23 protein-coding genes and 1 pseudogene are annotated in these 23,010 nt (G+C 65.3%); 10 read left to right on the top strand and 14 right to left on the bottom strand.

Annotated features, from left to right (window positions below):
* The first annotated feature begins 206 nt into the window (after window positions 1-206).
* The gene (locus tag PYR72_RS00460; RefSeq protein ID WP_275460307.1) at window positions 207-827 is read left to right on the top strand and encodes a TetR/AcrR family transcriptional regulator; all 621 of its coding nucleotides are present in this window, start codon (window positions 207-209) and stop codon (window positions 825-827) included.
* 192 nt (window positions 828-1,019) lie between these two features.
* Window positions 1,020-1,769 carry a transposase gene (locus PYR72_RS00455; protein ID WP_275453271.1) on the top strand — a complete coding sequence of 250 codons (750 nt, stop codon included), beginning with the start codon at window positions 1,020-1,022 and terminating at the stop codon, window positions 1,767-1,769.
* A 431-nt stretch (window positions 1,770-2,200) separates the two neighbouring features.
* Here the strand turns inward: PYR72_RS00455 and PYR72_RS00450 are convergent, their stop codons facing one another.
* The 3 genes and pseudogenes from PYR72_RS00450 to istA all read right to left on the bottom strand — a co-directional run bounded on the left by PYR72_RS00450 (window position 2,201) and on the right by istA (window position 5,233).
* Window positions 2,201-2,395: a hypothetical protein gene (locus PYR72_RS00450; RefSeq protein WP_275453270.1), complete on the bottom strand. Its 195-nt coding sequence runs from the start codon at window positions 2,393-2,395 to the stop codon at window positions 2,201-2,203.
* Window positions 2,396-2,902: 507 nt separating this feature from the next.
* Window positions 2,903-3,694, bottom strand: a complete 792-nt coding sequence (gene istB / locus PYR72_RS00445; protein WP_137311230.1) for an IS21-like element helper ATPase IstB — start codon at window positions 3,692-3,694, stop codon at window positions 2,903-2,905.
* Window positions 3,694-5,233: pseudogene (gene istA / locus PYR72_RS00440) on the bottom strand (IS21 family transposase). Before istA ends, istB begins: the two are co-directional and overlap by 1 nt.
* Window positions 5,234-6,276: 1,043 nt before the next feature.
* Between istA and PYR72_RS00435 the strand changes: the two are divergent.
* The 4 genes from PYR72_RS00435 (at window position 6,277) to PYR72_RS00420 (ending at window position 8,479) form a co-directional block, all read left to right on the top strand.
* The gene (locus tag PYR72_RS00435) at window positions 6,277-6,852 is read left to right on the top strand and encodes a hypothetical protein (protein ID WP_275453269.1); all 576 of its coding nucleotides are present in this window, start codon (window positions 6,277-6,279) and stop codon (window positions 6,850-6,852) included.
* A 26-nt stretch (window positions 6,853-6,878) separates the two neighbouring features.
* Window positions 6,879-7,298: a hypothetical protein gene (locus PYR72_RS00430; protein ID WP_275453268.1), complete on the top strand. Its 420-nt coding sequence runs from the start codon at window positions 6,879-6,881 to the stop codon at window positions 7,296-7,298.
* A 33-nt stretch (window positions 7,299-7,331) separates the two neighbouring features.
* On the top strand, window positions 7,332-7,595 hold the full coding sequence (locus PYR72_RS00425) for a hypothetical protein (protein ID WP_275453267.1): 264 nt from the start codon (window positions 7,332-7,334) through the stop codon (window positions 7,593-7,595).
* A 113-nt stretch (window positions 7,596-7,708) separates the two neighbouring features.
* Window positions 7,709-8,479, top strand: a complete 771-nt coding sequence (locus PYR72_RS00420) for a transposase (RefSeq protein WP_275453266.1) — start codon at window positions 7,709-7,711, stop codon at window positions 8,477-8,479.
* Window positions 8,480-8,707: 228 nt separating this feature from the next.
* Here PYR72_RS00420 and PYR72_RS00415 read toward each other — a convergent pair whose 3' ends face one another.
* Window positions 8,708-9,523 carry a transposase gene (locus PYR72_RS00415; protein ID WP_275453265.1) on the bottom strand — a complete coding sequence of 272 codons (816 nt, stop codon included), beginning with the start codon at window positions 9,521-9,523 and terminating at the stop codon, window positions 8,708-8,710.
* A gap of 373 nt (window positions 9,524-9,896) precedes the next feature.
* On the opposite strand from PYR72_RS00415, the gene PYR72_RS00410 reads away from it, so the two are divergent.
* Window positions 9,897-10,352, top strand: coding sequence for a transposase (locus PYR72_RS00410; protein WP_275453264.1), 456 nt, complete (start codon window positions 9,897-9,899; stop codon window positions 10,350-10,352).
* 237 nt (window positions 10,353-10,589) lie between these two features.
* Here the strand turns inward: PYR72_RS00410 and PYR72_RS00405 are convergent, their stop codons facing one another.
* Genes PYR72_RS00405 through PYR72_RS00365 form a run of 9 tightly spaced genes read right to left on the bottom strand, consistent with a single transcriptional unit; the run spans window position 10,590 to window position 18,860 of the window.
* A complete protein-coding gene (locus PYR72_RS00405; protein WP_275453263.1) occupies window positions 10,590-11,789 on the bottom strand; it encodes a hypothetical protein in 1,200 nt (399 codons plus the stop codon).
* Between the two features lie 31 nt (window positions 11,790-11,820).
* Window positions 11,821-13,047: a glycosyltransferase gene (locus PYR72_RS00400; RefSeq protein ID WP_275453262.1), complete on the bottom strand. Its 1,227-nt coding sequence runs from the start codon at window positions 13,045-13,047 to the stop codon at window positions 11,821-11,823.
* On the bottom strand, window positions 13,044-13,799 hold the full coding sequence (locus PYR72_RS00395) for an alpha/beta fold hydrolase (protein ID WP_275453261.1): 756 nt from the start codon (window positions 13,797-13,799) through the stop codon (window positions 13,044-13,046). The genes PYR72_RS00400 and PYR72_RS00395 overlap by 4 nt, the downstream gene beginning before the upstream one ends.
* Window positions 13,799-14,398 carry a hypothetical protein gene (locus tag PYR72_RS00390; RefSeq protein ID WP_275453260.1) on the bottom strand — a complete coding sequence of 200 codons (600 nt, stop codon included), beginning with the start codon at window positions 14,396-14,398 and terminating at the stop codon, window positions 13,799-13,801. The genes PYR72_RS00395 and PYR72_RS00390 overlap by 1 nt, the downstream gene beginning before the upstream one ends.
* Window positions 14,395-15,063 (bottom strand): hypothetical protein, encoded by a 669-nt coding sequence (locus PYR72_RS00385; RefSeq protein ID WP_275453259.1) that lies wholly within the window; start codon window positions 15,061-15,063, stop codon window positions 14,395-14,397. The genes PYR72_RS00390 and PYR72_RS00385 overlap by 4 nt, the downstream gene beginning before the upstream one ends.
* 38 nt (window positions 15,064-15,101) lie before the next feature.
* The gene (locus tag PYR72_RS00380) at window positions 15,102-16,238 is read right to left on the bottom strand and encodes a hypothetical protein (protein ID WP_275453258.1); all 1,137 of its coding nucleotides are present in this window, start codon (window positions 16,236-16,238) and stop codon (window positions 15,102-15,104) included.
* Between the two features lie 43 nt (window positions 16,239-16,281).
* Entirely contained in the window at window positions 16,282-16,923 is a 642-nt protein-coding gene (locus PYR72_RS00375) for a hypothetical protein (RefSeq protein WP_275453257.1), read from the bottom strand.
* Complete coding sequence (locus PYR72_RS00370) at window positions 16,920-17,672, bottom strand: hypothetical protein (protein ID WP_275453256.1); 753 nt, start codon at window positions 17,670-17,672, stop codon at window positions 16,920-16,922. The genes PYR72_RS00375 and PYR72_RS00370 overlap by 4 nt, the downstream gene beginning before the upstream one ends.
* A gap of 48 nt (window positions 17,673-17,720) precedes the next feature.
* Window positions 17,721-18,860 carry a nucleotidyltransferase family protein gene (locus PYR72_RS00365; RefSeq protein WP_275453255.1) on the bottom strand — a complete coding sequence of 380 codons (1,140 nt, stop codon included), beginning with the start codon at window positions 18,858-18,860 and terminating at the stop codon, window positions 17,721-17,723.
* 527 nt (window positions 18,861-19,387) lie between these two features.
* Here PYR72_RS00365 and PYR72_RS00360 point away from each other — a divergent pair.
* The 3 genes from PYR72_RS00360 to PYR72_RS00350 all read left to right on the top strand — a co-directional run bounded on the left by PYR72_RS00360 (window position 19,388) and on the right by PYR72_RS00350 (window position 22,364).
* Complete coding sequence (locus PYR72_RS00360) at window positions 19,388-20,650, top strand: MFS transporter (protein WP_275453254.1); 1,263 nt, start codon at window positions 19,388-19,390, stop codon at window positions 20,648-20,650.
* Between the two features lie 67 nt (window positions 20,651-20,717).
* Complete coding sequence (locus PYR72_RS00355; protein ID WP_275453253.1) at window positions 20,718-20,996, top strand: phosphopantetheine-binding protein; 279 nt, start codon at window positions 20,718-20,720, stop codon at window positions 20,994-20,996.
* Complete coding sequence (locus tag PYR72_RS00350; protein WP_275453252.1) at window positions 20,997-22,364, top strand: condensation domain-containing protein; 1,368 nt, start codon at window positions 20,997-20,999, stop codon at window positions 22,362-22,364.
* Here PYR72_RS00350 and PYR72_RS00345 read toward each other — a convergent pair whose 3' ends face one another.
* Entirely contained in the window at window positions 22,365-22,730 is a 366-nt protein-coding gene (locus PYR72_RS00345; RefSeq protein ID WP_275453251.1) for a hypothetical protein, read from the bottom strand.
* Window positions 22,731-23,010 lie beyond the last annotated feature (280 nt).

Raw genomic sequence — 23,010 nt, 5'->3', positions numbered from 1 at the left:
ACGCCGTGCAGGACATCACGCACTCCCCAGAGGAACTTTCGGCGCGACTCGCGCAGTTGAAGGAGCCAGCGGCTCCTGACTCCGCGCCCCTGCCGCCGTTGTCATTGGTACGCCGGATGTCGCCGCGTGCATCCAGTGCCTCCGCATCCCAAGAAGCTGCAGGCAGTGGGCCTGCCGTCCACGGCACCCTTGCCGTGGCCGCATCTATGGACCCCGCAGATTCGCGGAGCGGTGTGACCCGCGACCGCTCAACACCGCTCAAGGTAGACGCCCAGCGGAATCTGGAGCATGTGCTGCGTGCGGCCCGGGAGGTCTTCGGCGAGCTCGGGTACGGGGCCCCCATAGAGGACGTGGCGCGCCGTGCCCGCGTCGGCGTCGGAACGGTGTACCGGCGCTTCCCCAGCAAGGACATTCTGGTGCGGCGGATCGCTGAGGAGGAAGTGTCCCGGCTGATCGAACAGGCACGTGCCGCGCTTGGCCAAGAGGACGAGCCCTGGTCGGCGCTCGCGCGCTTCGTGCGGACTTCCGCATCGGGTGGGGGGCGCCTCGTTCCGGCCGTGCCTCTTCATCGTGACCAGACGGACCAGCCCATGGAACAGCAAGATCAACTACCTGCTGCTGGCATGGCCTCCCTGATGGAGGTTGTGGGCCAACTCGTTCATCGTGCACACGTCTCTGGAGAACTGCGTCCGGATGTCACGGTAGAGGATGTGCTCCTCCTGATCAGCTCATCCCCATCTCCTGTTGATGATCCGGCACTTGAAGTGGCCAGGCAGGCGCGTCTGCTCGACATCTGTCTAGAGGGCCTGCGCTGCCGCAGCGAGTGAACCCTCAGATGTGAGTCGGGTGCCAGCTCCTGGCCCATCCAAGAACGGTGCGGTTCGTTTGTAGTGAGCATTTTCAGCGTGGCCACTGATCGGGTGACGCCGGTGAGGTCGAGGTGAGGGCCGCAACGCACAAAGCCCCCGTGCCGTTGGGGGAGGTGTTCGAAGTCTCAACCCATCGGCACAGGAGCCCTGTTGGTTTCCTATCCTGCCGCACTCGACCTCCCGCATGCCCTCGTCGAGTGGGTCACGATGCTCATCGTCACCCGTGAGGGTGACCGACGGTGCAAACTCCCGCCGCACCAGCGGGCGCTCGTCGCTCTGGTGTACCTACGCCGCCACGACACCCTTACCCGGCTCGCGTCCGGCTTCGGGATATCCGTCGGCACGGCCCACGCATATGTCACCGGCGTGACCGGCCTGCTCGCCGAACGGGCCCCGGGCCTGCTCAAGACTCTGCGCGAGCACGATCCGGAGTTCGTCCTGCTGGACGGGACCCTCGCCGAGTGCGACCGCGTCGGCGACAGCCGAGCCGACTATTCGGCCAAGCACCGCCGGCACGGCGTGAACGTCCAGGTCGTCACCGACCCCGCCGGTGAGGTCATGTGGATCTCGCCCGCGCTGCCGGGCCGCACCCACGACCTGACCGCAGCACGCACCCACCGCATCATCCGGATCTGCGAACGCCAGGGCGTCCCGATCCTCGCCGACCGCGCCTACCAAGGCGCCGGCCCCTGGGTCACCACCGGACTCAAACGGCCACCGGGTGGTGAGCTCTCCCTCACCCAGCGCACCGTCAACCGGGCTCTGGCCGCGGCCAGAGCACCAGTCGAACGCGGCATGGCACGGCTGAAGTCCTGGCAGATCTTCCGCAGGTCCCGGATCAGCCCCAACCGCATGACCGTCATGGCCAAAGCTGTCCTCACCCTGGAGAGTCAACGCTGAAAACGCTCAGTGAATCTCGCGCGCAGGCGGGTGAGGCTCTATTCCTGCTGCTGACACCCCGGCGGTTCGGAACGCCCCGGCCGACGCGTTCCGAACCGCCTCGAACGTGAGCGCGCCGGCTGGTGACAGCAAGGCCGAGGAGACACATCCCACCGGCACGCCGAGCGCAGACGATGCGGGCTGGCTCCATACAGCGGGCTCACGATGCCGCGTCCTGCGCGTCGTTGTCCGGGTGGCGTGACTGGACCTGCGTCTGCCGGTGAGTGGCCGTGGCAGGACCGGCATCCCAGCAGCGTCTGCACTTGTCGTCAAAGTCGCACCAGCAACTGCTCGCCGCCGCGGCCCCGAACACCGTCTACGACCCGGACGCCGACGACGTCGTCCAGGAGGAGCTCGCCGCCGAAGCCGCGGCCGCCGCCCGGGAAGCCGAGCTACGCGAAGCCGCCCGGATCGCCGCCCGCGCCGATGAGCTCCAGGCGCTGCGCGAACTCGGCACGCTGGAACAGACCGAGCCCCGCGAAGGCGACGAAGCAGCCCGAGACGAACTCACCCGGCGAGCCGGCTCGTACGTACAGAAGGACGTCGACGCGTGGCTCGCCCACGCCCTGGTCGCGCACATCGGGCACTACGGATCCCGCCGCCCGCGCGACCGCCGCCGATCTGCTGCCGACGCATCTGCTCGCCCACGCCGCGCTACTCACCGAACTCGCGCACCTCGCCCCGAACGCCGGCGGCGGCCAGCTGGCGTTCGCGGCACGACTCGCCACCGCCGCCCCCGAAGCAGCCGGCGGCCTCGCCCGCGTTCCTCGCCGGTGCCCGCTCCGGGCAGAGCTGAAATCACCTGCCTGAGGACACCGAGTGATCACCGAGGGTGACTGTCAACGCTGTCACGCTCACGGGTGTCACGCACCCCGATCCGGCTGTCACACTGCCTGTTCGGACCGGAACACGGGCCCGACCCCCGGATTGAGCCACCTCCCCGATCAGCGTGACACCCCTCCCGGCCGACTACGGTCCGCATTGTCAACGGCCATTTCGTTCTCCCCGTAGGCGGCCAGAAGTTCGCCCCGCTGGCGGCCATCGAGATGTCCCCGGTGGCGGCCAGATAATTCCCCGCCCTCGGGTCGGTCGGGTCAGCTGAAGGGCTTCACCCCCTGTCCGCTGGTGGCCTGGGTGAGCCGGTAACTGTCACCCTGAGTGACGACGATGTGAGCGTGGTGCATGAGCCGGTCGACCGTCGCGGTGGCCAGGGTCTTGGGCATGATCTCGTCGAATCCGGAGGGGTGAAGGTTGCTGCTGACGGCGACCGACCGGCGTTCGTAGGCGGCATCGACCAGGCGGTAGAAGCCTTCGGCAGCGTCCGGCGAGACCGGCAGGAGGCCGATGTCGTCGACGATGATCAGGTCCGAGCGGATGATCTTCGCGAGGGCTCGGGCGATCGAGTCGTCCGCGCGGTGCCGACGGACCAGGGCTCCGAGGTCCTCGATGGTGAACCAGGAGACGGTCAGCCCGGCCTCGATGGCGGTCTGGCCGAGGGCCTCGGTGAAGTGGCTCTTGCCGGTGCCGGAGGGCCCGCAGATGCAGAAGTTCTCCCGCCGGCCGATCCATTCCAGGGACTTGAGGGCGTCCTGGGTGGGGCGGGGGATGGCGGACTTGGTCTCGTCCCAGTCGCCGAAGGTCTTGCCGGTGGGGAAGCCGGCCCGCTTGCGGCGGGTGTGGAGGTTGGCCCGGTCGCGGCCGGCGGCCTCCTCGGCCAGCAGGACGCGGACGACCTCGGCCGGGTCCCAGCGTTGGGCCTTGGCGGTGGGGATCAGGTCGGCCAATACCCGACGCAGGTGCGGGAGTTTGAGCCGCCGGGTCAGCTCGATGGCCTCGGCGAGCGGGTCGCCGTTGGTGCCGGGAACGGTGCGAAGTGGGGTGGCCATCAGGCGGGATCGCTTTCGTCGTGCTCGGAGACGTCGGAGGCGGGCTGGGCGGGCAGGCCGAAAGAGGACCAGGCGGAGGTGCCAGGCTGCAGGGAGTGTTCCTCGCTGCGGCGGACGGGTTCGGTGTGCTCGCGGGTGGCCTGGTAGTCGACGATGGACAGCAGGTCCTTGTCCGCGAACCGGCCGGTGACCGCGGCGGTGCCCAGGGCTCGGTCGACCTCGGCCACCGAGTAGAGCTTGGACAGGGCGACGGCCTCGGCCATCTTCGCCTTGATGCGGCGGACCCCGCTGGCCCCGGCTTCAACCAGCCAGGACGCGGCCCCGGGACCGAGCTGGAGGAAGGCAGCCTCCTCAGCCGAAGTGGCCTTCGGGGTGCGGTCGTTGTCCTTGTTCTCCCGCGGCGGGTAGTGGGCGTCGTCCAGGACCGGGGTGCCCGGCTGCCCGCGGCGGTGGCGGGCGGCCTCGAGGGCCGAGCCGTCCTCGCCGACCGCGGTGACGATCAGCTCGTCGCCGTGGAACCGGGCCCAGACCCGGTTGTCGATCAGTTCGTGCGGAACCGAGTAGCGGACCCCTTCGACCGAGATAGTGGACTCCCAGTTCACCCGCCGGGTGGTGCCGAACGCGGCGGTGAACGGCCTCCTCGGCAGTGGGTGCAGCCGCTGTCGTTCCTCGGCGAGCCGCTCGATGGGCTTGCGCCGAGTCGCCCGGTGGGTGCGGGAGTTGACCTCGTCGCAGAACGCGCGGCAGGCCGCCTCCAGCTCGCCGAAGGTCTTGTAGTGGTCGCGCAGGTTGACGTCCTTCGGCACCAGGTCGGCCTTCGCGATCCGGACCGTCGCCTCGGAACCGCCCTTCGTCTCTGGGTCCGCGGGCAGGCAGGTGCGTATGGTCGTGCCGTAGTGCCGGGCGACCTCGACGATCTCCGGGTTGCGGACGGCGATCCCGGCAACGTGGTCGGTGGTGACCGTCTTCTCGTTGTCCGTCAGGACGTAGGGCCGGCACCCCGCCGATCCGGCGGAACGTCGCGTCCAGACACGAGGTGACCGTCGGCAGCGTCTTGTCCCAGATCGGGATCACGATGCGGAAGCGGGACCAGGCCAGCCAGGCGCACCACAAAATGGTCTTGCGGCCGGCGATGGTCGGTCCGTCGCCGAAGTCGTACTGAATCCACAGCCCCGGCTCGGTCACCCACGGTCGATAGACCCGCCGCCGACCAGCCCTGAACTGGGCTTTCGCCTCGGCAACGGTGCGGCGGGTGGTGCGTTCCCCGCCGGTGAAGCCCATCGCGACGATCCTCTTGTGCACCACGTCCGCGCGGATCTTGCCGTGCGAGCGGACCACCAGTTCCTCGATCTTCGGCAGATAGTCGTCGATCGCGCGGGCCCGGTGACGGCGCTGGTCCGGGTGCTGGCCGGCGGCCCGCATCTTCACATAGCGGGCCACCGTGTGGTGGTCGACGCCGGTCAGTTCGGCCGCAGCGCGGTAACTGCCCGTGAGGTCGTACGCCTCAAGGATCTCCATGATCTCCCTGCTGTTCTTCACCCGCCCGAGCCTCGCTGAGCGGGATGCGTCCAATGCGAGCGGGGAGATATCTGGCCGTACGTGGGGAATCCCGTGGCCATCAGTGGGGCGGTAAATGACCGCCTATGGGGAGCTTGTCATGGCCGCCGTCACCGCATCCAGCCCGGACCCGCCACGGGGAGGCGATGAACCATGATCAGCACATTGGCCTACATCGCCTGGCGCTCCGAGTGCGGGCAGCGAAGAACGTGGTCCGGTGACCGCCGAACAGCTCGGGCGGGCCCTGATGCTCGACGTCAAGATCCGTCTGTCGACTGGATTCGGTCAACCTGATCAACACCTGCCACGGGCGTTGCTCCCTCCGCTTTCCCGGCGCAAGACTGCAAGCGCTTACTGTGATGTGTGGAGCGCAGATTCCGCTTGACCGCGGCGCGCGGCGCCCCATCCGGCCTGGCGCATTTTCAGAGGTGCATGACCCATAGCGGCTGCAACTACAGTGGCCTGAGTTGCGCGACAGAACGACCTTGCTCGCTACACGCATAGAGCTTGCGGACAGCAGGCCGTGTCACGCGCGGCGCTCAAATTTGGGGGAATCGTGTTTTGGGGGATCACTGCACGGCTGCTGAACAGCCCTGCCTGCAGCCAGGCGCCTGCGCAGCATTTCCTTCCGGACAGCACTGTGTGCGGAATCCGGCTCCGACGAGGGTGATCGTGCTTCCCGCCCGATGCACCTCACGACACCTGATCTTCACGCATTATCTGCGAACCAGGGCCAGTTGGAGTCGCCTCGGTGGGTCCACCGAAGGGACCCGACCACAGCCCCGCTATCACCACCCGCAACGGCGAAGCCATATTCCGCGCCTCCTTCTCGTAACTCATCCGCGACGTCCCCCTCACACCCCGTGAAGCTAGCACTGTGCGCCGACTGCGTAGCACGCTCTGCCTCTCCCTGCTCACCTCCAAAATCAAAGAAAAATTGGCGCGGGCATGTCATGAGGTTAGGTGTGCGGGTCGGCACCAACGGCCCGCATCAGTCGTGCACGAACAAGATGAGAGGATCCCTGGTGAAACTCACCCGACACCCCGCGCCACGGGCAAGAGGCCGCTTACCCCGGCCGCTCGGCGCACTGATCGCCTTCGGCGCATCCCTGCTGCTGGTGTTCGCCACCGCCACCGCCGCCCAGGCGCACGTCGTATACAGGTCCGACGAGGTCTGGGCCAACACCGATTCCACCAAGTGCCTGTACACCTACTCGGAGGTCTCCCACGGCAGCGGAGGCGGCTACGCCAAGTCCTACGCGCTGGCCTCCTCCGGCATCCCCCTCTCCGAGTCGTGCATCCTGGTCTGGAACCGTAACCCGGGCGACCTCAAGACCGGATTTCAGTACCTCAAGTGGGACGGCGCCCAGTGGGGCGTGTGTCGGCAGCTCATGGGCACCCAGAACCCCGACGGCACCTGGAGCGGCTACGCCAACACCACCGAGACCTCCAGGATGGAACTCACCTACGACTTCGGGATCTACCCGCCCTGCGGCGGCGGCTACTACCAGACCAAGGCCGGGGGCAACGTCTACTACGGTGGCACCTGGTACGGGGGCAACGTTCCCATCTTGTCTGGACAGCACTTCATCGAGCCGTAAACCTGCAAGGACTGGAGACACTACGCATGAAGAAGACCCGTGTATCCCTTGCTGTGGGAGCGGTGGCCGGGGTGCTGCTGCTGGGCGCCCTGGCGGTGAACGCCTCCGCCGATGATGCGCCCCGCCCCGCCGACAGCGGGCAGGCCGAGAAGGCTGCGGTGCCGCCGGCGCCGCCCACCCCGGAGTGGGTGAACCCCGACGGCACGGTGGACGTGTCCAAGATGCCCGAAGAGATGCCGCTGATCGGGGCGGACGGCAAGGTGGTCAAGGACGCAAACGGCAAGACCCTCATGGTCAAGACGCGCGTTAAATTCGCGGAGTCCGGTGCGCCCCAGGCGCCCGTGGCCGGTCCCCGGGCCGGGGAGAAGCGGTCCACCAGCACGGACGCAGAAGGCCGCAAGACGGAGACCGTCCAGGTCGAGCCGTCCGTTCCGCCGGCGCAGTGACCTGAGAGAGACGCCGGAGAAGAAGGGCACTGTATGAGCAGGCTGCTGGAAGCGGTGTGTGCGCTGACCGTGGGCGTCCTCGTTGCGCTCCTTGTATGGGGTGCTGACCCCGGCGCTGTGCAGGTGGCGTGGCGGGAGGGCGACCTGAGCGGTGTGACGGTCGTGTTCGTGGCGGCGTGTGCGCTGTGGCTGGTGCTGTGGCGCAGGCGTACCGGGCGCGGCCGGCCGGCATGGCCGCTTGTGGTGCTGCTGTGCGGTGCGGCTGTTGCGCTGGTCGTGGCGGCCATGGCCGGTTGACCGGCGCAGGCAGGCAAGTGGGGCTTCCCGTTCCTGTGAGCGGGGAGCCCCATTGGCTTTCTCGGTCTAAGGGTTGTCCCGTAACTGCTGGCCACGGGTGAGATGATCTTGCTGTGTCTGGTGTGATCACGGCGTCGGAGCCCTCCTGGATAGCCCCGTTTACCGGGCTGAGCCCGCGCCAGTTCGGCAAGTTGGTCACCGCGCTGCGGCGCGAGGGTGCGGATCCGGTCCGCAAGGGCAGGCCCTGGAGCCTGCCGCTGGAGGACCGGGTCCTGCTGGTCGCCGCGTACTGGCGCACGAATCTCACCCTGCGCCAACTGGCGCCGCTGTTCGGAGTGTCGAAGTCGGCCGCGGACCGCATCATCGACCACCTCGGCCCGGCACTCGCGCTCCAGCAACGCAAGAGGTTCCGCAGGGACACCGTGCTGATCGTGGACGGCACCCTGGTCCCCACCCGCGACCACCAGGTGGCCGAGCAGTCCAAGAACTACCGGTACTCCACCAACCACCAGGTCGTCATCGACGCCGACACCAGGCTCGTCGTCGCCGTCGGCCGGCCGCTGCCCGGCAACCGCAACGACTGCAAAGCATGGGAGCTGTCCGGCGCCAAGGCCGCCGTCGGCCACACCACCGTCATCGCCGACGGCGGCTACCGCGGCACCGGCCTGGTCATCCCGCACCGCCGCGAGAGAGGCCAGGCCGACCTCCCGGAGTGGAAAGAGGAACACAACTCCTCCCACCGCAAGGTCCGCGCCCGCGTCGAGCACGCCTTCGCCCGTATGAAGACCTGGAAGGTGCTCCGCGACTGCCGTCTCAAAGGCGACGGCGTCCACCACGCCATGCTCGGCATCGCCCGCCTCCACAACCTCACCCTGGTCGGGTGACGAGGAAACAAGCAGGTCAATGAGCATGTTGTAGATCATTTACGGGACAGCGCTTACGAGCTCGTGCATGGTTGGCGGTGAGACGTCGAGGACTTCGGTGGGGCCCGGGGTTCACATCTGCTGAGCCGATGTCAGGTCCGCGGTCTGCTGGTGGGACAGCAGGCCGGCGATGGCTTGCACCGTGTCGCTCATGTGTTCGCGGCGGCCGAGGTGGCGGGCCAGTGCCCGTCAGTTCTTGAGATGTGCGATGCCGTGCTCGACCCGGATGCGACGTGAGGAATGTGCCTTGCGCTGGCGCTCGTACATCTCCTCGTACCAGTCCGGGGCGTTCTTCTTGAACTTGCGGTGCGGTGGTGTCACTACGCGTCCGCCGGTCTGTGCGCCGAGCCCCTGGTAGCCGGCATCGGCGAGGATCTCGACCGCGGGCCCACCGGCCAGGAGCCCGACCAGCCCCAACTGGCGTGCGTGGGTGATGTCCGCGCAGCTCCCGGGCCTGGTCGGGCTGCACCACAGCACGCGTCCTTCGCCGTCCGTGACCACCATGGACTTGACGGCGTTCTGCTTGTTCTTCCCGGAGATGAACTTGTCCCGGTCCTTGCGCCCTTGGGCCGGCCGCCGGACCCGGATCTCGGTGCCGTCGATGATGCCGGTCTTTCCGGTCCCGCCGAGATGGTCGATGACTTCGGCCAGGGTCCGCAGCCGTATGTGGGGGCTGATGGTGCACCCTCGCTCGGCGAGCAGGGGCCGCACCTCGTTGATGGCCCGGGTGATGGTCGAGCGGTTCACGCCGAACCAGCAGGCCAGCACGTCGTGGGTGGTTCCGTGGCGGAGATGGACGAGAGTGGCCAGCAGTCGGTCGACGAACACCAGCTGGTGCTTCGCACCGGCGCCCATGGCCCGCTTCCGCTGCCGGGAGGCCAGCCTGGTCTGGTGGCGTTGATGCCACAACGGGCCGACTTCGGCAACGAGTTCAGCGATCACATCGGCCGTCAGGCCCGTGATCCGCCGGTTGCCGATGACCAGTGCACGAGTCGAGTTCCCCACCACGCAACCATGATCAACGATCAAGAGCTCGACGTCTCACCGCCAACCATGCACGAGCTCGTTAGGGCTGCTGTTACGGATCTTGGCAGGAGGGGCAAGGTATCCCCTGCATCACAGCTGCCGTGTCGCCGACCTGGTCCGACTCCGGGATGTCACGCCTGCGCACAAGGTCCGCCCGGAACGGCCCCCTGACGCGAGACCAGGCGCTGTCCAACACGGCACTGGCGGCCGTCTAGGCACTCGTCGAGCGCGGCTTTGCCACCTCAAGAACTGGCGCGTCTTCGGCTAGTTGCGCACCGACCCCGCCTGTGAACCGCCCTGGGGTCGGTGGAGTGGTATGCCCCGGTTCTGATGGAGTCGGGTTGCTGGACAATTGACGATCCAGCAGCCTTCGGAGGCCGTGATGCCCCGCGGCAATCCGCCAGAGTTCCGCTGCGAGGTCCTCGATCTCGTCGCATCCGGAAGGAAGGTCGCCGAGGTCGCCCAACTCCTCGGCATCAGCGACCAGACGATCTTTGTTTGGCGTCGCCAACACCTCATCGATACAGGTCAGTTGCCCGACACGACCAGCAGCGGTCGGTCCGAACTCGCCGCAGCCCGCGAGCGGATCGCTGAGCTGGAGGCCGACTTGGCCATCCACCGGCGAGCCACCGAACTGCTGGGTGAGGTGACGCCCCCAAAAGACGCGGTTCGAAGCCATCCGCATGATGGCCCGCGAGCACCTGCCGGTGCAGCTGGTCCGCCGGGTTCTGCGTGTCGCCGAGTCCGGTACTACGCCTGGCGGGATCGTCCGCCGTCGAACCGCCTGATCAAGCACGCCTCTGGCTGACCGAGGCCATCGCGGGCATCCACACCGCCTCCCGCGGCACCTACGGCTCCCACCGGGTACACGCCGAGCTCCGCCTTGGCCTGAGCATCCACCTCAGCCACGGCACCGTGGCACAACTGATGTAGCGCGCCGACCTGCACGGCAACAGGCGTCCCCGCGCCAAGCACGTCACCTTCATGCGTGACGGAATGTGTTACGAACCAAAGTGTCCATCGCGCTCGCTGCTTGACAACTTCATTAGGAATCGGGTCCTGTGCCGAGCGTCTCGTGCACGTCGGACGGCCAGCGGTCCCTGTCCGTTCCGTGCTGACAGTAGAACGCGTAGGTCAGTCGTTCGAGGCCGAAGCCGACACATGCGCTGTGTGCCGGCCGGCCGTCGGGCAGGGCGATACCGAAGGCGGCACCGAACTTCGTACCGTGCAGGTTGAAGGAGCCGGCCGCTACGGTCCGCCCGCCTTCGACCGGTAGCCGGAGTTCGTATTTGAGCCCCATGATCCGTTGCGCCAACGCGAGCTCTGCGGTGTGGTCGCTGCCGATGAATGGGTCGTTGGCGACCTCGGTGTGGCCGGCAAGGCGTAACTCGGTCATCAGCCTGAACGCGGCGTCCATGAAGCGTCGTCGCTGTGCCACGACCGCTTCCTCCTCACCAAGGAAGACGATCTCCCGGATGGTGAAGTCCCATAGACGTTCCAGAGAATGCCAGTAGCGGGATTCGAACCGGAAGGACTTGCCGCGTGCGGTCACCACGGCACCGTCAGCGGGCAATCTCCCGTCGCGCAGGTGCTGATATGTGTGGAAGCACATGGTGGGTGGCAGACAGTAGCCGAAGTGCTCGCTGAACCGGTCCAGGTGGGCGTCGACGTCGTCGGCCGACGCCAATGTGGCGGTGAATTCCGCATAGGTGTCGACATCGGCGTGGATACGGCTGGCGCTCATCAGGAACTGCGGGAACGTGTCCAGGTAACCGGCCCGCCGGACGACCTCGGTACGTAGGAGCGTCGGGTAGCGGTAGACCACGGCACGGAAGGCGTCGGTGGCCAGGTCTTGCAGCTTGCGGTCTAGGGCGTTCATCGTGGTGAGGAACGACTGTCCCACGGCGTACATCCCCTCACCCATCTCCACTATGGCGCCGCACGCTTCTAATTCGGCGAATACCTGCTCCTCCATGTGGCGGGCGTGCGGCGAGGTCCAGACGGCAGGCATGCTGTGGACGCGCTGCGGCAGGACGTCCCGGCTGACGACGATGTCCAGCTTGCGACGGAGCTCGGCGGGGTCGGCATCGCCGTCGGCTGTCACGATGAGGCCGGTCACCCGGTCGGCTTCCTGCACGAGGGAGAAATCTACGATCTCGGGCGAAGCGAAGTAGATCCGTTTAGCCAGTTCGGGGATCTTCGGTTCCGGAACCGGTCTGCTGAGTTCGATCACGTATTGGGGCACAGAGCCTCCTCTGGCAATAGGTGGGGGAGGCTCAGAAGGACGGCGTCTTGTCCCTGACGTTTTCCGTATCGCGCCGCGCCCCGACTCCACGGTCGTACGCCTGGGTGGTGGGCAGCGGGTTCGCTGCCTGACGTTCGCAATAGGCCAAGTGGTAGGCGAGGCCGGAGAAGCGGAACACCGTCTCGTTGTAGAGAGCGCGGAAACAGTCAACTTCGGTCCGGCCCGCCCACTCGTCCACGAGGAAGGCGGGGTTGCGGGCCGCCACCTCGGCGAACTCATGGGCGGCCCGCGCCCAGTCACACCCCGCTTGATAAGACAGTCCGGTGTTGATTGCGGCCGGGAGCATGAGTGGTTCGAGCTCAAGCGACCGCGCGAAGGCGGCCCTGGCTGAGGCGAAGTCGCTCTGCTCCAGGCGCATGACCCCGATCATGTTGGCCATGGTGGCGCTGGGCTGAAGCTCGTACGCCTTGCTGTAGGCCGCCAGCGCCCCATCAGAGTCTCCTGTCGAACGCAGGACGTGGCCGCGGAACCCGAGCACCGTGGCGTTGTCGCCACCTGAGCGCATGGACCGTTCGGACCAGGTGAGTGCCTCCTCAAACCGCCCCAGCACCCTGAGGTTCAGAGCCACGTAGCCCTCCAGCACGGCGTCGTCCGGCTGGTCCTGTAGCTGGAGGTGCATGAGGCCCAGGTACCGTTCCGCTTTGGCCTTGCGCGTCGCAGCGGACCGGCAGTGACCGAAGTGGTTGATGAAGAAGGGGGCATCAACGACCCTTCCTCCTGTACGCAGCACCGATGCCCGCACCGACTCGTTGATTCGCCGTTCGAACCGCACACCGGGCCGACGCCGTATCAGTCGGATCCGACGGCCTGTGTAGAACTCGCCGGTGGCGAAGAGGTTGTAGGCCATGGGGCTCGCCGCCAGGACGTCCGCAGGGCAGTTACGCAACCACTGCCGCAGCAGAGCACACTGGCTCGGCTCCAGGCGCTCGTCGGCGTCCAGGAAAAGCACCCACTCGGTCCGGGTCAGTTCCAGAGCCTTGTTGCGCGCAGAGGAGAAATCGCCGTCGAAGTCGATACTGTCCATCCGGTCCGCGAGCTCGCTCGCCAGTTCCTGTGTGCCATCCGTCGATCCGGTGTCCACGATGACGACCTCGTCCACGACATCGCGCACTGAGTCCACGCAGGAGCGGAGGAACGGGGTTTCGTTGCGCACGATGAGGCACAGGCTCAGCGACGGCTCGGACGGGGCGGGATTCATGAGGCAGACTCCGTGGGCGAGACGAGAAGGCGGTGGAAGAGGCCCGTGGCGGTGGAGGCCAGCTCCGTGCGGTGCGCGGAGAACAGGTGATCAGCGTCGGCGATCCGGGCCACAGCGTGCCCCGCGTCCGACAGCCGCCGCATGGTGTTGAGAATCCCAGGCCGCTCCAGGGTGCCGCCGATGTAGGCGACGGGGCAGGTGAAACGCGCTGTGAGGAGATCGGTCCTGGCCCGTTCGGCGGCGAACGCGTGGGGGAAGTACATGCTGTCCTGCGCGAAGAACACTGGGCTGCCGGCTGAGTAGTCGTAGCGGCCGATGTCGCAGGCCATCAGCAGCGCGGCGTGCACCTCCGCAGGTGAACGGGTTGCCAATGCCGCGGCGACGAGGCCCCCGATGCTGTGCCCCGCAATTAGCACGCGTGAGCACCCGAGAGTGCTTCGTGCCCAGGCGACCACCTGCGAGGCGTCATCCACCATGCTGGCCAAGGTGGCCGATTCCGCGGCGCCGGAAGACTCGCCGGCACCACGGAAGTCGAAGCGCACCGCGGCACAGCCCGCTTCGACGGCGGCTTGTCCCAGTTGCGGAAAAAGCCCCCCGGGCCCTACCCGGTCGCCGCCCATCCCGTGGCACAGAACCACGGCCGCACGGGGCGCCTGATCTGGTTCGTCCAGCGACAGCGCCAGCCATTCGTCGCCGCTGCGTAGGACGATGTCTCGGGAAGCAGACGTGTTCGGGGCCGGTGAGCGGCTCATCAGGCACGCTCCAGCAAAGAGAGGATTCGAGAGACCGTTGCATCGGTAAGGCGGTCCGAGGCGGAATCCGCGGGCAGACGCAGCAGCCGCTGGGGAGCCAGGCGGCCGAGGTTGGCCTCGAAGGTCCTGGACACCTCTTGGAGGAAGCCTGCTGTCTGCCACCCCGGGTTACCGGAATCGCGCTCCACGATCCGCTGCCAAGCGGTCTCGGGATCGATGGCGAGGAAGACGTGCAGACCGGGCTCAGGGAGGAGTCCGCGCACCCACGCCAGCTCCTCATACGTATGCCCGAATGTCGCCTGGTTCGCCCAGTGGTCGAGCAGATACCGGTCCGCCAGCAGCACATCCGCACCGGATGCCCAGGCGGCCTCGGTGTTGACCGCCAGACTCCAGCTCAGATACGTGGCCATGAACCTGTCGGCTCCGCTGTCGCGAAGGGCCAGCTTGCGGACGCCCGACAGGAAAGCGGAATCGTGATCGAGCCCTCGAAAGGCCGTCGCCTTCAGTCCCTGGGCCTCCAGGCGACGTCTGACCATGTCGACGAGGGTTGACTTGCCGGATCCGTCGATGCCCGACACCGCGATGAGCAAAGGGTTCATGGGGCGTCCTCCCGGACGATGCAGCACAGGGTGGAGATGAGCCACTCGCGTTCCCAGACAGGGCGGAAGAACGGATCGTGCACCCCGGGCGGCGCCTGGATCACCCGACATCCCGCAGGTGAGTCGGCCGCCCGCCCGGACTGCGCGACGACTGTCCAGGCCGGGTCGATGCCGGACAGGCCGTCGTCCTGCACGAGGGCGAGTAGTCGTTCCAAAAGCGGAGAGGGGGGATGCTCCGCTACGCCGACTCGCAGGTCCGGGGCGGAGTCTGGAGCCGACAAGGGTCCGGGAGGCAAGACCAGAATGGGACGGATGCCCTCGGGCAGTGCGACACGCCCCACGCCCCGTACAGCGACCAGGGCGACGCCCATGCGCCGCGATCGCAGCAACGCGAGCCCGCCCGCGATCGTCTCCCGCCAGCCTTCGACGATCGATGTGCCGTGGTGCGACGGTAAGTCGGCCAACGGCATTCCGAGTCCGACCACCAACAGGGCCATGCCCTGGTCGCCGAGACGCTTGGCGAGCTCGCTGTACAGCCGGCCATATCCGCTGCGCGGCTCTCCCGGCGCTGTGACGACGACCACCGCGGCCGGCTCCTTGGGGCGCGCGAAGAAAGCGGGCGTGTGGAGCGAGGCCCACTGAATCACCCCCGCGACGGTTGCCACGTTGATGAACTCCGGCTCCGTGTCAACCGCGCTCCGCGTCACGACAGGGGCTCGTACCGCAGAGTGTGGCACGGCTTCGTCGTCCGCATGTCGGCATAGCGGTGCAGTGTCGACCGGTCGACCTTGCGGCTGATCTTGGTGCCGCGCAGACGCTTGTGCGTGTACTCCCCGTTCTGCCGGTCCACGACTTCGAGCAGCCGCGAGGGGTGCACTCCCACGCTCACCCGCTTACGACGCAGGTATTCGATCTGAACGATGATGCAGTAGTCGCAGTCGAGGCACGTTTCGATGTTTTCCGACCAGGCGAACCAACTTGAGGTCGCCTCCAGAAGGATTCCAGGGGCCAGGGGGAGGGTGAGGACGTTGTAATTGCTCACCACCTCTTCGACGAAGACATCCGCCCGGCAGAGCATGCGCAGGAAATTGATGTCTCCGGTGGTTCCCTTGCGCAGGACCAGAACCCCGTCGTCCGCGCGGAAGTCGTAGCCGAGTTGTTCGGCCACGTCGAGGTTGCGGAGTTTCCCGACGTCGTGCACCCAGCAGTCGAGTCCGGTGACCCACGCTCCCGCACAGCTGGTCTTGTAGAAGGACGGCACACCCTCGCGGTCGCACAGGTCCAAGAGTTGCTGCTCTACATCGCCGGCGAGAACCTTCTTCTTGTTCGGGTCATGGAGGCCGCCCAGCACGAACGGCAGGCCCTGGCCCTTGGCCACACCAACAACTCTGCGGAGGTTCTCCTCGTGATCATTGCGTCCCTGGATGATCGGGCGAGCGAAAACCATGACATGGGGGAAGATCTCCGTGAGCCGCCCGATCATCTCCTCGCGCTGGGCGTAGGTGATTCCGCCTTCGTCGAGGCCGGTCAGGGAGTAGAAGACAATGATGCTCTCAGGCTTCACCACGTCCCGTAACCGCTCCAGAACGTACTCGTCCGGTCCGGCCTTGGTGAAGATCGCGATGGGAGTTTTCTGCGTCTGTAAAAGGTTGATCTTCGCTACGGTGTTGTCCACCTGCTCGGGTATGAACGGGTCCCCATAGGTATCGTTCACCGAGACCGGCACGTCTCGGCTCCACATGACGGCAGGCTGGGGATGGTCCACCGGGCGGAGCCTGTCCTCCTGCGCACGTGCGGCGCTCGCAGAAGTGATCTGGATCAGCGGGAGCTGATCAGCCATCGATTCTCTCCTTCGCTCGTTCGACGTGTTATGTCTTTCGCGGTCAGCCCTCGCCATCCCAATGGCGGAGCTTCTCGACGATGCGCAGGGCCGCGTCCCGCGGGCTGCGCACGTTCTCGACCCGCAGATGGCACCGGGCGGCGCCGACCGTGAGCCGTTCGTCCTGGTCATGCACCGCACGCGACACCTGCTCGCCGTCCCTGTGCCGCTGCCGCTGAGCGCACACGGATTCCGGAGCCCAGAGCTCCACCAGGAGAAAGCCGGCGATGCGCAGCAACTCTCCTTCGGCGTTGGTCCGCACGTCCGGAACACACACCAGGTCCGCTGTGCTGGCGCGTACGCGCTGATCGAGAGCGGTGAGCCAGTAGTCCGGACGTTCAGCCCGCCGTACGGCACCCCACCACTGGAGAACACTTCGCCGTCTCCCGGGATCCAGCTGGCGCACCGAGCCCTCGGCGTCATAAGCGGACAAGCCGATCTGGCCCCGGAGGGCGCGCAGTCTTGTCAGCGCGGTGCGATCCAGCTCAGGATCCTGGGCCAAGGCCGTTTCGAGGTCCGCGATGACCAGGTGACCGATACGCACACTGTCTGCGGTGCCGTGGCCCGCGATGAGTGCGGCGACCTCGCGGTACACCGTGTCCTTGCCGACGCCGATGGGGCCGGTGAGTCCCAGCCGCCGGCTCACGCACCACCGGACCGGACACCCGTACGTGGCCCAGCAACGGTGTGCGGCAGCACCTTGCTGTGCGGGAGCCGACCGTTCTCCACGTAGTACCGGCACGTGGCGGTGGCCCGGGGGCGTGGAGCACCTGAGGCGATCGGGGTTGTCCAGTGGACCAATCCCGCATGCTGCATGACCAGAACGCTTCCCTGCTGCAGGTCGACCTCGGTGCCGTTCTCAAGCACCAGGGTCCCCCCGAACTCGGATGGCGGTGCCGAGAGGCAGATCATGACCTGGAAATCGCCTGTCGTGTCGTCGTGCGGCGCGATCGCATCGCCTTCCGCGTATCGGTTCACCCACCGCCGGGTGGTCACGACCTTCTCCGTGAAGCCGGTCGCGTCAGCCAGGAACGTCGTGAAGGCCGGTGACAGGCAGAGCACGGAGAACGGGTCGTCGGCGTCCGATTCGCCGATCGGTTGGTAGGAGTTGTCGATCAAGTCGATACTCCATCGCCCGTTCGGAGTGTCCACGCGTTCCGTGACGATGCGCGGGTCGTCCCTCAGGCCGGTGTCGACGATGTCGCAGAGCCACCTGGGGAAGGCGTTCTCCACGTGCGCGACCGACGTCGTGTCCACGTCGCGCCGAATGGTCTCCGCTTGATCGGCCAGCAGGCCGGCTGTGCGTTCCAGCGATGTGATCACCCTGCGCCAGTCCTGAGAGTCACGTCCTGTCAGAAAGGACGCGCAGTTCTCCATTTCGCGTGACGTCCACATGAGTCTGCTCCCTGTTCCTGATGTGCTGATGCAATGACGGCTCTCGCATCATCGGTGCGGAACAGTGGACTTCTCCGCTACCAGGCGTTCACGGTTCGAGTCGAAGAGCCGTTCCAGGAAGCCGGACGCCCAGCGAGCTGTCTTGCCGTCGAGGCTTCCGTACTCGTCCAAGTGATCCATGCTGTCGGGTGCCAGAGCCTCGATTAGAAAGTCAGGGACCGCGTCGGGGTAGAGCGTTCGGGTGTGGTGCAGTACGAAATGTACGTCCCTGGCTCCGCCGTTCTGAGCGGCGTCGCAAAAATTACTGAGGGTCTCCCTGCTGGAACGTTTCAATGATGTAGCAACGTCGAGGAACTTCTGCAGCGTCAGGTCCTTTCCCCACTCGATGGTCAGGAGACTGACCGCCTCTTTGTAGAGATGGAGGCACAAATCGAGCAGGTGGTCCTCGGGGGCCAGCACATAAGCAGGCTCACCGCCGATATCCATCGTGACGGCGCGATCCAGTATGGCATCCATGTCGGCTGCCCCAGAAGAATTCTTCTGATAGAGGTCGACGCAGAGGTCCACCTCGAAGTACACGACGTCCGGGTCGGTTGTGACCTTCTTGTAAGGGAGCTTGTTGTTCACGTGCAGAGCCCAGAACGCTTTGGTGCTCCTGGCGTAAGGCGTCACGGAGCAGCCGTTCTCGGCCACGATGCCCTGGGCGTAGCCCAGATCCGCGAGTACCTTCTCAGCCCCGGTGTCCCTCTCGACCAGCAGGTCGAGGTCGTTCATGCGCCTGATGCCCACGTCCCGATAGATGGACTCGCACAGTACGGGGCCCTTGCGAACGGCGTACCGGACTCCTGCCTTGTTGAGCTCCCGGAAGATCGTCGCGAACTCGCGGAACAACGAGCGGTTCCTCCGTAGGTTCGCCTCGTAGGCCGCTGAGAAGATCCACGGGTACGGGATCAAATAGTTGCCATCGCCCGAGTGCCACAATCGATGTCGGCTGACATTGCGACCGACCAGGGGCATGACGTGCTGCCTGAGGCATTGGTCCACCAGATACGCCCAGTCGATGGGCTCCGGGCCGGCCAGAATACTGCGGACGGCGGAATCCAGTTCGTCGTTCCAGTCCAGCCTGGCCATGGCGTGGACCAGGTGAGCCTCGCGCCTGACGTTTTCAGGCAGGCCAGTGATTCCCATTGCACTCCTATCACCAGGGGCGAGGTGCTGCGGTGCGTGAAAGTAGAAAAATTTGACACGTGGCGCAATAGTGCAGCGAGTACGTAAAGCCGTGCGCAAGAGTCGAACTCGATTGTGCTGGAACGGCCGGCAGGAAACTCGGATTCGCCGAGTCGAAGAGCCGAGCGCGAGCAATCACAACGCAGCGGGAAGAGCTGATCGGAAGCAACTCCGACCGCTTCACCCAGGCAGGTTGGTGGCGCCTGGGCCAGCACTCATAGATAGCGCTTACCGAAGATCGAATGTTGCATGCCCAACTTATGACCGTCAAGGGGGCTTAGGGTCGTGTGATGCACATCACAATACCGTTGTCGGGGTGGACGCTTGGCGAGTACATGTGTTGAGTAAAAGCGAATCCGCGCATCAGGGGGCGGAGTGTTCGGATACAGAAAGACGGCCGACTGTGGCCGATGATTGTTGGGCATGGCGTGAATCCGTCGCGAATGGCCGAAACAAGCTGTTTCGCCAGCAACTCCGGAGGGAAGTTAGTGGCGAGCAAGCAGTCCAAGCTGCCGTTACGGTCAGTGTTTTCCGGATTGCCCAGGGAGTATTGGCTGATCTGGCTCTCGACACTCGTGAATCAGCTCGGCGCGTTTCTGGTCATTCTTCTTTCGCTCTATCTGGCTGCTGAGCGTCAACTCTCGGCGTCGACGGTAGGACTCATCGTCGGCTGCGCCAGCGGGGCGAACTCCATCGGCATTCTGGCAGGCGGCCTCTGCGCAGACCGCTGGGGTCGAAAGAGCACCCTGGTGACGGCATACTTGGTGACTGCCCTCTCGGTCCTCGGGGTCGCCTTCGTCTCCTACTGGCCGGTCATCGCGGTCCTGGTCGTTCTTGCCTCGTACTGGAACGGCACGGCACGCGCGCCACTGTTCACGATCGTAGGTGAGCTGGTGGAGCCTAATGACAGAGTGCGTGCCTACTCGCTGCTCTCCTGGGCGACCAACATTGGTCTAGCCGGCGCGTCAGTGGCCGGCGGGATGTTGGCCACCGTTGACTTCAGGCTTACTTTCTCGGTCGATGCGCTCACGACTGCTCTGGCGGGACTTCTCATCCTTGTGTTTGTCAAGGACCGACAGCCGCTCTCCACCGGAGAACGGAAGCGAGGCGGCAGCACAGTACGCATCCTGGGGGACCGAGTCCTACTCGTGTTCGCCCTCTGCGGGTTCCTCATCGCTCTGATCCTTTCGCAGAAGACATTCTCCCTTCCTTTGGCAATCCGCGCGGACGACATTTCGCTCCACGTCTACGGCACATTGATGGCAGCGAACTTCATGGTCATCGTTCTTTTCCAGCCGCTCCTGATCAAGGCGATGGGAGGACTCCGCAAGCATGTTGCCATGGCCCTCGGGGCGGTTCTGGTTGGCATCGGTTTCGGCTGCGTCGCGCTGGCCGATGCCCCCTATGTCTACGTCATCGCTGCTGGCATCTGGTCCGTAGGGGAGATCATCGGGACGTCGTGTGCGCCGGCCGCTCTCTTGGAACTGAGCCCGCCGGATCAGCGTGCCCGATACCAGGGGGTGGCGATGTTTGCCTTCTCCAGCGCCGTCTTCGCCGGCCCGGTCATGGGCGGTCTGCTGCTGGGGGACGCCTCCTCGTCAGCACTGTGGATTGCGTGCCTGGTGATCGGCCTGGTGGCCGCCGCCACCCACTTGGCGAGCGGTCCTGCCCGCCAGTCGAGAGCTCTCGCGCTCAGCGGTGGTGATCGCCAGGACGAACTGTCGCCTGACGTGAGAAAGGTCGGCGGTTGAAAAGGGTCTTCCAGGTCAGCTGCCGCTTTGCATAAACTTATGATCAGTCGATGGGAAGGAGATTCGCATGCCGCTGCCCCTACAGGCTCCGTGGGACGATCGATTTGAAAAGATTCTCCGGGAGAACCTTGCTGAACTGGATCCGGGCCGGCCGCTGGAACCGGACGCCTCTTTGCCGGACCTGGGCATGGATTCCCTCAAATCGGTGGCACTCCTAGTCGCGCTGGAAGATGCGTATGGGATCACTTTCCCGGACGAGGGCCTCACTGCTCGCACCTTCGCATCCCCGCGCAACCTGTGGATGCAGGTCGCCGCCTGTATGTCTGCACCAGGACAGGAGGGTTGAATGGAAGAGATTGACTTCATTTTCCATGGCGACCGATCTGGAACTGGGCCGATGACCTGGGGCCAGCGCGAGCAGTGGATCAGCATATGCAAGATCGCTCCTGAGGATGCGCGATTCAACATCCCGTTCCTGTGGAACGTTGCGGATGGTGTGACGGTACAGAAAATTACAGACGGGCTGAAGCGACTCGTCGAGCGGCATGAGGCGCTGCGCACACGTATAACCGGCACGGTGGAAAGTCCCCTGCAGGTCGTTCATCGCACTGGAGAGTACGAGATCTCCTTACGGGAGCTCCCGGAGACCCCGCACGAGCAGGGAGAAATATACGATCAGTGCAACCCGTCACTTTCGTGGGGTCACGTCAGAGAACTCTCCGGCCGCAGATTTGACCTCACCCATGAATGGCCTGCCCGATTTCGCATACTGTTGGGTCCGGAGAAGCGTCCCCGCTGGGTGTGCGGTGCAATATCGCATGTAGCGGCGGATGCGACTGCTGTGGGAATTCTGGAGCGCGACTTCAATGTGCTGCTGGGGACAGGTAGGAAACTATTCCTATCGAACTCTCCATATCAGCCGCTGGACCGGGCGAAATATGAGAATTCCACTTCCGGAAAGGAGTTCCTGACTCAGGCGTTAGCTCACTGGAAGGATTCCTTGCGCAGGTTTCCACCGCTCTCCCGCGGGGAGTCCCGATCGCACGTCGACGGGGACAGGTTTCCAAGAGTCTCGCTGTATTCGAAGTCGCTCGGCGAGATCGCCCAGCAGACCGCAGAGCAGTGGGGTGTATGGGAGTCGGCCATCTTCATGGCGGCCTTCGGTCAGGCGCTTCTGGAAATGACCAAAGGTGACGGATTTCCTATGATCGTCACGTCTGCCAACCGGTCCGGGCGCCTAGGTGATGAATATGTCGGAACCATAGCGCAGCAAGGAGTGGCACTGGTATCGGCGACCACCGACTTCCCCGGGGCGGTTAGGGAACTTTGGAGATTCCTTATACGGATGCCGCGGCACAGTTCTTATGATCCTGTTGCGGTCGGCGAACTGATCGCCGATTCCAGTGATGGTCTTTTCGAATCCTTCGACCATTTCGTGAACTATCGCAAGGCGGCTTCGGAGGTGGATTCCAGGGAGCTGGCTGGAGGCTTCACAGGGAATCGAGTATTCCTCCCTGATGATCGGGTTGCTTCTACACTTCTTCGCTTTGGTCTAATGATTCGCTCCTACGGCCAGGACGCCCAATCCAGACTCTTTTATGACAGTTGCTACATCAATAGGGATTCCATCAAGTCGATGCTTCTCAGAATGGATGATCTAATTCGTGAGGCAGGTTCTGCTGATGCTAACCGTTGGAATCATGCGGACCGTTGACTATGAAGGGCGTCGGATCACCAGGCCCGCTTGTGGCTGCGGGGCATAGAACTCCTCGACCTGCCGGATCTCTTCGGGAGTGCAGGACCATAGGAGTTTGAGTTCGGCGTTCTTCTTGAACGGGTCGATCGTGCAGGCGATGGCGGTTACCCTTTCATCGGGGGCGGCACCGATCCAGACGTCGATGCCTTCTCCGTCCCCGCCCTGCGTCCCTACGATGAAGCCGTAGTCCAACGGGTAGACGAACTCGGGGAACTTCGGGTGAGGCGTACCGCCAGGGCGATCGATTACCAGCCTCCCCTGCTGTACAAGCAGGTCCCCGTGACTCCATACATCCATGAAGGGCCAAGTATTCAGGTCAGTCATCTGAGGATTCTAACCTCGATCTTTCTGAGGGGCAGACATGGGACGGACACAGAAGAACAAGCCGCGCCGTAGACCGCCTCGCCCGTGCTTGAGCCGACACACAGCCACAGCCACAGCCGTAGCCATGGCTGCGGCGCAGGTCGCCTGGACGCCGCTGGAGCAGGCGTGCGGCTGGGCGGTCGACTGGGGGCGGTCGCGAGGCACCGCCCATCCCTTGGCTTTCCGCACCTGGTACGTCAGTCGGCTCAGCACGACGTGTCCCTGGCACACCAGCCCCGGG

This window comes from Streptomyces sp. VNUA24 (assembly GCF_029167005.1).
In the GTDB taxonomy this organism is placed as follows: domain Bacteria; phylum Actinomycetota; class Actinomycetes; order Streptomycetales; family Streptomycetaceae; genus Streptomyces; species Streptomyces scabiei.
This window is presented reverse-complemented; position numbering and strand designations above follow the sequence as displayed.